At 30.2% G+C, this 9,694-nt stretch carries 10 protein-coding genes; 3 read left to right on the top strand and 7 right to left on the bottom strand.

All coding sequences use genetic code 11. The features are described 5' to 3' along the window. The first annotated feature begins 226 nt into the window (after window positions 1-226). Window positions 227-1,960 carry an ABC transporter permease gene (locus KGF50_RS18155; RefSeq protein WP_227849367.1) on the top strand — a complete coding sequence of 578 codons (1,734 nt, stop codon included), beginning with the start codon at window positions 227-229 and terminating at the stop codon, window positions 1,958-1,960. Between the two features lie 341 nt (window positions 1,961-2,301). Here the strand turns inward: KGF50_RS18155 and KGF50_RS18150 are convergent, their stop codons facing one another. From KGF50_RS18150 to KGF50_RS18125, 6 genes are all read right to left on the bottom strand, one after another. Next, window positions 2,302-2,952, bottom strand: coding sequence for an NAD(P)H-dependent oxidoreductase (locus KGF50_RS18150; RefSeq protein ID WP_227849366.1), 651 nt, complete (start codon window positions 2,950-2,952; stop codon window positions 2,302-2,304). Continuing rightward, the gene (locus KGF50_RS18145; RefSeq protein WP_227849365.1) at window positions 2,949-3,452 is read right to left on the bottom strand and encodes a flavodoxin family protein; all 504 of its coding nucleotides are present in this window, start codon (window positions 3,450-3,452) and stop codon (window positions 2,949-2,951) included. The genes KGF50_RS18150 and KGF50_RS18145 overlap by 4 nt, the downstream gene beginning before the upstream one ends. Window positions 3,453-3,500: 48 nt before the next feature. Further along, window positions 3,501-4,016 (bottom strand): PadR family transcriptional regulator, encoded by a 516-nt coding sequence (locus KGF50_RS18140; RefSeq protein ID WP_227849364.1) that lies wholly within the window; start codon window positions 4,014-4,016, stop codon window positions 3,501-3,503. Window positions 4,017-4,525: 509 nt separating this feature from the next. After that, window positions 4,526-5,074 carry a DUF1697 domain-containing protein gene (locus KGF50_RS18135; protein WP_227849363.1) on the bottom strand — a complete coding sequence of 183 codons (549 nt, stop codon included), beginning with the start codon at window positions 5,072-5,074 and terminating at the stop codon, window positions 4,526-4,528. A 55-nt stretch (window positions 5,075-5,129) separates the two neighbouring features. After that, window positions 5,130-5,525, bottom strand: a complete 396-nt coding sequence (locus KGF50_RS18130; RefSeq protein ID WP_227849362.1) for a DUF3795 domain-containing protein — start codon at window positions 5,523-5,525, stop codon at window positions 5,130-5,132. A gap of 118 nt (window positions 5,526-5,643) precedes the next feature. Then, the gene (locus tag KGF50_RS18125; RefSeq protein WP_227849361.1) at window positions 5,644-6,612 is read right to left on the bottom strand and encodes a helix-turn-helix transcriptional regulator; all 969 of its coding nucleotides are present in this window, start codon (window positions 6,610-6,612) and stop codon (window positions 5,644-5,646) included. A 350-nt stretch (window positions 6,613-6,962) separates the two neighbouring features. Between KGF50_RS18125 and KGF50_RS18120 the strand changes: the two genes are divergently transcribed. Together KGF50_RS18120 and KGF50_RS18115 are read left to right on the top strand one after the other, a co-directional pair. Continuing rightward, the gene (locus KGF50_RS18120) at window positions 6,963-7,487 is read left to right on the top strand and encodes a MarR family winged helix-turn-helix transcriptional regulator (protein ID WP_413926840.1); all 525 of its coding nucleotides are present in this window, start codon (window positions 6,963-6,965) and stop codon (window positions 7,485-7,487) included. Further along, complete coding sequence (locus tag KGF50_RS18115) at window positions 7,471-8,874, top strand: MATE family efflux transporter (protein ID WP_227849359.1); 1,404 nt, start codon at window positions 7,471-7,473, stop codon at window positions 8,872-8,874. Before KGF50_RS18120 ends, KGF50_RS18115 begins: the two co-directional genes overlap by 17 nt. Window positions 8,875-9,000: 126 nt before the next feature. Here KGF50_RS18115 and KGF50_RS18110 read toward each other — a convergent pair. Beyond that, window positions 9,001-9,694: nitroreductase family protein (locus KGF50_RS18110; RefSeq protein WP_413926839.1), on the bottom strand; the 694-nt coding region annotated here is incomplete at its 5' end.

The following is a 9,694-nucleotide window of genomic DNA, read 5'->3' as shown; positions in this document are numbered from 1 at the left end:
GTAGGAACTACGGGGATAGCCTGTGGAGAATTAGTAAGACATATTTTAGTATGCAAAATTCTATGAAGCAGGAACCCCGTGACTTTAGTCATGGGAGGTTCAGAAACTAACTGAGAAAATCCAACCTTATTCAGGAAAAGCAACTATAAATCCCATATATTTAAGTAAACAAGCAACTACTTTCAAGAAAGTTGTTAAAAATGTATTACCAATAATATTAATTGTAATGCTTATACTTTTAAGTGGATATTTATTAATTTATAATATCTTTTATATTTCAGTTGTTAAAGATATAAAATATTATGGCTTATTAAAAACAATAGGAACATCACCATATCAATTAAAAAAATTGATTATTAAACAAGCTAATAGATTATGTATAATAGCTATACCAATAGGCTTAGTATTGGGATTTTTAATAGGAATAGTGTTTGTCCCTCTAGTTGGTAAGTTTATGGAGGGATTAAATAAAACAGCATTTGAATATTTTAATCCGTTAATATTTGTATTTGCCGTTATATTTTCATATGTAACTGTTAGATTGTCATGCAAAAAACCTGCTAAGATTGTAAGTTCTGTATCTCCTATAGATGCTGTAAGATATAGTGATAAAAGTAATAAGATTAAACGTAAGTCTAAAAGAGGGAAAAGTGGTTCTAAAATTCATAAGATGGCATTTGCAAATGTATTTAGAAATCGACGCAAAGCTATTTTAGTTTTAGTTTCTATGTCACTAAGTTGTATAATATTTTTGACTGTATCTGCAATTATAAGTAGCTCTAATCCAGAAAGAGCTGCTGAAGGTATGATGTTAGGGGATATAGAAATACGTCATGGACTTGCAGACACTGCGAAATTTGAAGATAATGAAGTTGTTCCAATTGATGAAAATCTTATAAAAGATATTAATAATCTTGATGGAGTAAGTAATGTAAGTAAGCTGTACAAGGATTTAAGTTATATAGCTTACGAAGGAGATTTAAAAGATGAAGTATTGACTCAAAAAGTAGATGAAGAATATAAAAAGCAGTTTCTTCAAGGTAGAGACCCAGAAGAAATTGCAGAAAATAATGGTTTTTTAGCTTCAGATACAGTTGGATTATCTTCAGGTAGATTATTAAGTAAACTATCAAAAAATAATACTATATACTCTCAAAGTAATACTAAAATACTGTCAGGTTCTATAGATGAGAAAAAATTTGATGAAGGCGGATATGTAGTAATTAATGGACATGAAGGAAGTAAAATAAAAGCAGGAGATAAAATTAAGTTTAGATATTTAAAAGGAGATACTATAGGGAAAGGATATATAGATAAAGAGTTTAAAGTCATGGCAGTTTTTGATGGTGCACAAAATTTTAATATGGGGATGTACATTAATGAAAATGACTTTAAAAATATGGTTGTAAAGCCATATGTAGAAAGTCTGGTAATTGATACAAATGGTGATGTGAAGTCTGTTGAAAATAAAATAAATAATTTGAATAAGAAATACAATAATCCATATACAAAAGTTTATTCAAAAAATATCTATGTAGAGGAGGCAAGAGAGAGTCAAAAGGTTATAAAGATTGTAGGTATGAGTGCAGTGTTTATAATAGGATTGATTGGAATACTAAACTTTATAAACACTATGATAACAAATATAATGTCTCGTAAACAAGAGTTTGCAATGATTGAGGCAGTAGGGATGACAAGAAAACAGCTTCAAAAAATGATAATGCTTGAGGGATTTTATTATGGGGTGATAATAACTATTGTAAATCTTACTTTTGGAAGTATGGCAACATTTTTAGGATTTAATATTATGAAATTAAGATATTCTGTGTATGCTTATCCAGTGGGAGCACTCATAATAAGTATATTAATAGTATTTTTGATAACATCTATAGTGCCTTTAATAGTTTATCGTAATGTTTCTAAGGATAGTATTGTTGAAAGAATTAGAGAGGCTGAGTAATAGACATCCATAACATAAACTGAGAAATAGTTAACTATAATATAAATCAAATATTGGTTAAATGTAGCATAAAAAATACATTTTTTAATATGCACAACAAAGGGGCTATCTCAAAACAGAGATAAGCTTCTTTTTTATTGTTGAAATGATGAAAACATATTTGATTTCATAAAAAAAGAGTGCCTCATGAACTAAAAAGTTCATTTTGAGACATCCCCTTTAAAAGTTGTTTTTAATGTAGTATTTTAAGTTTTATGTGATTTGTATAGGTTTGTATACAAAACTTTAAAGAAAAATAAAATACTTATATCTTAGGAAAAATTTATTTTAATATTAATTTTTTATTTTCTTAGTATATCGCTTTTAGTCAATCCATTTGATTTAGCTTCTGGATTCCAATGATAATTAGCCGTAGATTTAAATATAAATCTAGGAAAGTTAGGTGAGATAAAAATATTATTTTTACTAGAAGTGCTACTATCTATGTTGTTATTAAGTATATTCTTTGATAGTTCTCCTAATGAAGTTCCTAAGCTTTTTTTTGGACCTTTACCTAAAGGAACAGATTTTAATGAACCTAGCATTTCTCCTCCACCAATTCCGACTCCTTGAACCCATGTAAAGTTAGCTTTTTTACACCAATTTTCTATCATTTGAATTGCTAAATGAGTTTGTTTCCCCTCATAGAACCCACAGTTAACTATTGCATATACTGGAATATCCTTTTTATTTTGTTTCTTTGCACATTCTTCACATTCCTCTAAAAGACGAAGTAGATGAGAAGGGATGCCATCTACATAAAGAGGAAATGCAATTATCAACCTATCACAATTAAGTATGGCATCAATAGCTTTAGGATACTTGGATACATTGTCTATTTTAAATGTAAGAATGTCATTATCCTTTTGTATAAGTTTTTCTACTTCAGATAAAAAGTATTGTGAGTTATTTTCTTTTACTTTTGGGCTTCCATTTATCATTACTATATTCATAAAGATTCACCTCTTACATCTTGTAGATTTTTAAAAAATGAAACAGAATGTTCCTTCATATTGAGATTTATAGCATTTGCATGTACTAGATTAGTAGCTGTATCTTTCTCAGCATCTGTAGTACAATCCCCATAAAATAGAACCTTTAAATTTATCTGTTTTTCATATCTATTTTTATGATGCATTTCATTATTTTTTATTACGAAGTATGGAAGGAGATAGCTTATACTTCTATCAAGTATATTTTTAACAACTGGGCTAAAGCCACCATAGCAACATCTACTTAGTATAATAAGTTCATCAGACTCAGCTATCAATTTACCCATATTGCTGTAATAGTCTTTTATGACACATGCAGTAGGTGTTTTAATCCAACAACCAAAACAACCAATACATTTGTGGATTTCTTCATTGTTTGAAAGAGCTTTTACATTGTTATCAAGCTTAGGTAATAAATTATCTAAATCTTTTTCAGTTAAATCATGTATTAAAAGTCTCATAAGTTTTACCCCCTTTATATTATGTAGGTTGACTTTTATAATTCTATCTTACAATTTTTTTAATAAATCATTACACCAATTAATTACAAAACTATAATAGTCAACTCCATAAATCATTGTAAAATACATACATGTGTATTGGTCAATACAACAATTTTGTTCCAACTCAGTTTTTTGTGCATCTAATTTATTTAAAAGTAATTCAACTTCAGCTATTAACATTTTTACATTTGTTTCAATTATTTCCTTAGGTAAGTACTCATAAAAAAATATGTTAACAAGGTGGTCATGTTTTGTCTTAGAAAATTTAATTGGTTTTTCTAACCACTCGAGAAAATATGATTTTCCTATATCAGTTATAGAGTATAGTTTTTTTAATTTGCCACCATCTATAACTTCACGATAGTAGATATAACCTTTTTCCTCTAATCTTTTAAGTGCTGGATAAATACTACCAAAACTAGCATCAAAAAAGTATGAAGTACTCGTTGACATTCTTTGTTTTAAATCGTATCCACTTAATTCTTTTTCCATCAGGAATCCTAAAATAATGTATTCTAACATAGTGCCTCCTAATATCGTTTATATATATATTGCTTAGGTATATATCGATTTGATATATTAATTATTACAAATAATAGGTAGACTGTCAATATGTTTTTAATTAAATTTTAAACAGAAATACAGATTATCTCTTAAACACTAGGTTTATTATCAATATCTTAAATTTTAAGAGTTGAATTTACTACTAATCTATCGCTTACATAAGAGCTTTGATATGATAATATGATTAAAAGTATATAAATTATTTGAGTAATGCACAAAACCGCAGATTATATATAATTCACTAATTAGTGATATATAACCTACGGTTTTTCTTCGTTGAATTTATAGCTAATACCCAGAAAGTCAATATATATTGCGAATTGTCTGGGTCAGGCTCTATTTTTTTCTTAGCTTCGTACGAATGACGATGTTAGATTGTTAACCTTCTAGTCAATTTCAAATTTTCTAGTCAGTTAATCATAAAGATAAACTAAAATTTGTGAACTCCATGTTATGCCATAATAGATTTACTCATTTGATAGCAAAAATAATTTTTTTGTAGTGCTGGCATTCCTAATTGTTACTTTGTTATTAACTGAAGAACTTGCAATTTTATACCACCTTGTTTTTGATAATGTAGCTCTTGGCGCAGACCAAAAAATCACATTCTTATAATAATCAACCTGTTCATATTCTGGTTTGGCTTCTCCAACAGCCTTATATACTTCTTCAATAGTGATAGGTGGAATAGGGAAGATAGCTTGATGTATCACTTCTTCATCAGAATTTATATCCCACCATTTGGGAGTGTTATCCAAAGCTTCTGACAATTCTTTTAGTGAAATGATTACTATAGGGACATCTAACATAAATCTTTCTTCTATCATGGTTTTACATAGTCTACTTATTTCACTTTTATCGTTGTTTTCACTGGAAAAAAGAACATTTCCACTATTGATATAGGTGCTAACATTCAAGAATCCCATATCTTCAAATGCCACCTTTAATAATGGCATTGACACTTTGTTTTTACCGCTAATGTTTATGCCACGCAAAAGAGCAATATATTTTTCCAACCTAAAGAACCTCCATCTATTATAAATAATCTTCGCTTTTACTTCTAATTTGTATTTACCTCCAATGCTTAAATACTACAATCTCAGCATCAGAACCATAACCGCTATACTCAGATACCATGAGATATTTTTCGTCAGCAATAATTCCATAATATCTGTCACTATCTTTTTTGACAAGCTGATTTCCAAAATAAATTTTATTGTCGTCCCAAAACCTTACAATCTGACCTTTTGGTAAGGTGTATTCAATGTTAATGAAAGAGCCTTTCAGTGCATTAAGTTCTGTGACTTCTTCCATATCTTGTATGTTAAGTGCATTAAATGCTGTAATCAAATTCTTTTTGAATGCGCATAGAGCATTTTCCCCTTCTTTCAGACATAATGCAACCATGCACTCTGAACCAAAAGGATGACCTTTCGTTTCAGCACATCCGTTACAAGTGTTACTCAATTTGCATTTCCTACAATCAACTCCACAAATAGACTTAGTCATTTTTAATTTTCCTCCATAAATTTTATTTTATCGAGTACGTCTTATCCACTTAGTGAGGATTTTACAGTGGATAGGCTTACATCTTTTTCACGGGTCTAATGTACTTAAAATACTGTTCTGGGTCATAATAAAAGTACATGATTCTTCCAGGGGTAATATCAAGACAGTAACCATTACCAGTGTAATCAAAAGTTGCCATAGCCATTTCAATCTTTTCTTCCACACTGCAATTTTCCTGTTCATAATTAAACGGACCATGTTCAAAGATAATATACTCGGCTTCGGGAATATCAACCATAAGCATTTGTGGTGGCAGTTCCCCTTTATAATCAAAGGGAAGTCGTACGCCCCAACACTCTGTACGAAGAATACCCCAATCGCAGAGCCTGCCATCCGAATCGTTCATATAAGCCATAATCTGACCGCTTCCGCAGTTAGCTTCACTTCCACCGTCATCATCCAATTTACCCTTGATACTGTCGAGCAAACCGCAAATTGTTTCGTGGTCTTGTCCTGGAATAAGACTTTGCTTTCGCCAAAAATCCCAATACCCGTTACTCTCATTGTTTTTAATGTACAAAAATTTGTGAGCAGGTATGGTTGCGAAATAAATCTTGACACCATCTGTTGATTTAATCATACCTATTTCTCCCAATCCTAAAAAGTAGCGGTCAAAAGGGGTTATTTTTGTACGAAGAACGACTGGCTTAGGATTTTTTCTATATTCACTCGGAGTTACACCATAAGTTCCTTTGAAAGCTCTGGTAAAAGCTTCATGCGATGAAAACCCATAATCAAAAGCAATATCCAATAGACTTTTATCACTGTCCCGAACCTCTTTTAATGCAAAGGCTAATTTTCTATTCCGCAAGTAATCTCTAAACTGTATACCCGATATTTCTTTGAATTTTTTCGTTGTATAAAACTCAGAATATCCCAATTTGCGAGAAAGAAAGCGTAGTGTTAAGACTTCGCCATTGTAATTTTTAATACACTTGTCAATCTCGTCAATGATTATCTGAATTTGTTGTTGCCACTCATACATTTAACTATTCACCTCGTTTCAATCACTCTATATTCATTATAACGAAATAAAGAAATTATGGCTTGATTTTACTTGCTGTCACTTGATTTTAATTCTATCCATTTGCATCTTGTATGATTTACGATATTATGTCACATTGATATGATAGCTTAAAAGTAAACTTTAATTTGTCTTGATGTTACTTTCAACTTTTAATAGTGGAAATGACCGAATAGCTGATAAAATGAGGCTATTTAGATATATAAGAAGATTTAAATAGATAATCAAAAATCTATATAAAGTTTACAAAAACTCAACAGGAATTAGGGATTATGGACTATTGACAAAGTATAAATTTAGCAGTAAAATAGTTGCATGAGCAAATAGATTATTGCGCTCGCAATGAAAATATAAATGACAATAAAGGAGAGAACATGAGAGAGCTATTAAAATGGGTTTCCATTATAAATAGATATAACACAAACTATATTGACAGAAAATTGGCGGATATTGGAATTAACAATAGCCAATATTTTTATGTATTACACATATGTAGTAATCCAGGTATTACACAGGATACTATATTTAAAAGAATTCTTGTAAATCCTAGTAACATAACAAGAGCTTTGGCAAACCTAGAAAAAGAAGGATTTATTACTAGAGAACCAAGTGTTAAAGATAAAAGAACATGGCATTTGTATCCTACAGAAAAATCTTTGGCATGTTACGATGAAATAATAAAAATAACTAATGGGTATGTAGAAGAATTGTTAAGTTCATTTGAAAAAGAAGAGCAAGAGTTGTTCATGTCAATGTTAAAAAAGACTGCTTTTATAGCCATTGATATGAATGAAGAAGCAAAATTGGAGGCGAAGGAAGATGGAAGAAGAATATAAAGAACCATTGGAGTATGAGAAAGTTTCAAAATTATTGACTAAGTATGCAATACCTAGCATTATAGCGATGTTAGTAAGTGCATTATATAACATTGTTGACCAAATTTTTATTGGGCAAGGTGTTGGGGTATTAGGTAATGCTGCTACAAATGTTACCTTTCCATTAACAACAATATGTACTGCAATTGCCTTATTATTAGGTATTGGTGGAGCATCTAAGTGTTCATTAGAATTAGGCGCTAAAAATTCAGAAAAAGCTACAAAAGCAGCAGGAAATTCTATTTGTTTGATGGCTGTATTTGGAATAAGTTTATTTGTAATAGTATCAATATTTTTAACACCACTATTAAAATTCTTTGGTTCCACATCAGAAATATTACCTTACGCACACACATACACAAAGATTACATCAATTGGATTGCCATTTCTTATAATGTCTACTGGAATGAGTAAGTTGATACTTGCTGATGGAAAACCAAAAGCTTCTATGTTTTGTATGTTGGTAGGAGCAGTTATCAACACAATTTTAAATCCACTATTCATATTTGTGCTTGATATGGGAATTGCTGGGTCTGCTTTAGCTACTGTTATTGGGCAACTTATATCTTTTGGAATTAGTGTTTATTATGTAATGAATTTTCAACATATTAAATTACATAAGAAGAGTTTTAAATTAGAGAGTATAATTTATAAACATATATTTGCATTAGGTTCAAGTTCATGTTTTAACCAATTAGCAATGACTGTAACACAAATAGTTATGAATAATACGTTGGCATATTATGGGGCTAGGTCAGTTTATGGAAGTGAGATTCCACTTGCCTGTGTTGGTATCATTATTAAAGTAAATATGATTTTTATATCTATAATTATTGGTATATCACAAGGAATGCAACCAATTATAGGATACAATTATGGGGCTGAAAAATATAATCGTGTAAAAGAAGCTTATAAGTTGGCAGTAGGAAGTGCAACTGTTATATCTGTTATGGCATTCTTATGCTTCCAATTCTTCCCACGACAAATTACATCTATATTTGGTAATGGAAACGAAACTTATTTTATATTTGCAGAACATTATTTTAGAACCTTCTTGTTCTTAACATTTATAAATGGTGTTCAAATAGTATCATCAACTTTCTTTACATCAATCGGGAAATCAGTACTGGGACTTTTTACTTCTTTGACTCGCCAGATTTTGTTTTTAATTCCATTAATAGTGATTTTACCAATGTTTATGGGTATTGATGGGGTAATGTATGCAGGGCCAATAGCGGATGCCGCTGCTGCAATGGTATGTATATATTTTGCTGTTCATGAAATGAAAGCATTGACTATAAAGCAAAATAAAGTGATGAGTAATCATAAGGAGATTGTAGAGGTATAAGATAATCTTCAATAATTGTAGTAGCATAGTAAGCAAATTATTTTTTATGGTAAGTAAGTTGTTTTTTATGGTAAGTAAATTGTTTTTGTTGAATTTACTTACCATATTTTAATTATAAATAGTTATTTATCTCCACTCAGTTACATCATTTAATTTTAATCTAGGTCTTTTTGCTGGTTGTTCATCAGGATAGCCTAATGATATTGCTGCAACCAATTGACTATTTGTATCTAACCACTCACATAATTCATGATATGCAAAGTACACATCGCAAATCCAAAGACTACCTAGACCTAACTCTACAGCTGTAAGAGACATGTTTTGAATTGCAGCTCCAATTGATTGTATATTTGCCATTTCATAAAAACGTTCTTCAGCAGACAAGTTTTCTAAAGGTGACTTTCCTAATTTGTTTAAAATAAAAATTGTTATGGGAGCTTGTTTCATAATTTCAACAGTATAATTTGCTCCTGCAATATGTTGGCGACTTTCTGGAAGAAGTCCATTGTTATCAATCTCATTTTGAATACCTTTGCTCATAGCTCTAAGCATAGATTCTTTTTCTTTTTCAGTAACAACAATAAAATTCCATGGCTGTCTATTTTTAGATGAAGGTGCATCTATTCCAGCTTCAATTATTTTTTCTATAGTTTCATGTGAAATACTTTGATTTTTATATTTTCTAATGCTACGTCTTTTCGATATAGAGTCGCTTATCATTGTAGTAACCTCCATTTGTTTTTGTTGCTTTTCAAGTTCTTTAGCATTATCTTTATATTTTTCTTTTATATGTCCCATTTTTTCTGCCAATTCTTGTTGT

This window comes from Clostridioides sp. ZZV15-6598, assembly GCF_020657705.1.
GTDB classification, from domain to species: domain Bacteria; phylum Bacillota; class Clostridia; order Peptostreptococcales; family Peptostreptococcaceae; genus Clostridioides; species Clostridioides difficile_F.
The sequence above is the reverse complement of the archived record's forward strand: the minus strand, read 5'-3'. Positions and strand labels throughout refer to the sequence as shown.

Coding starts and splice junctions, on each gene's coding strand:
- KGF50_RS18155 (WP_227849367.1), top strand. CDS start 227: ATGCTTATACTTTTAAGTGGATATTTATTAATTTATAATATCTTTTAT.
- KGF50_RS18150 (WP_227849366.1), bottom strand. CDS start 2,952: ATGAATATAGTAATGATAAATGGAAGCCCAAAAGTAAAAGAAAATAAC.
- KGF50_RS18145 (WP_227849365.1), bottom strand. CDS start 3,452: ATGAGACTTTTAATACATGATTTAACTGAAAAAGATTTAGATAATTTA.
- KGF50_RS18140 (WP_227849364.1), bottom strand. CDS start 4,016: ATGTTAGAATACATTATTTTAGGATTCCTGATGGAAAAAGAATTAAGT.
- KGF50_RS18125 (WP_227849361.1), bottom strand. CDS start 6,612: ATGTATGAGTGGCAACAACAAATTCAGATAATCATTGACGAGATTGAC.
- KGF50_RS18115 (WP_227849359.1), top strand. CDS start 7,471: ATGGAAGAAGAATATAAAGAACCATTGGAGTATGAGAAAGTTTCAAAA.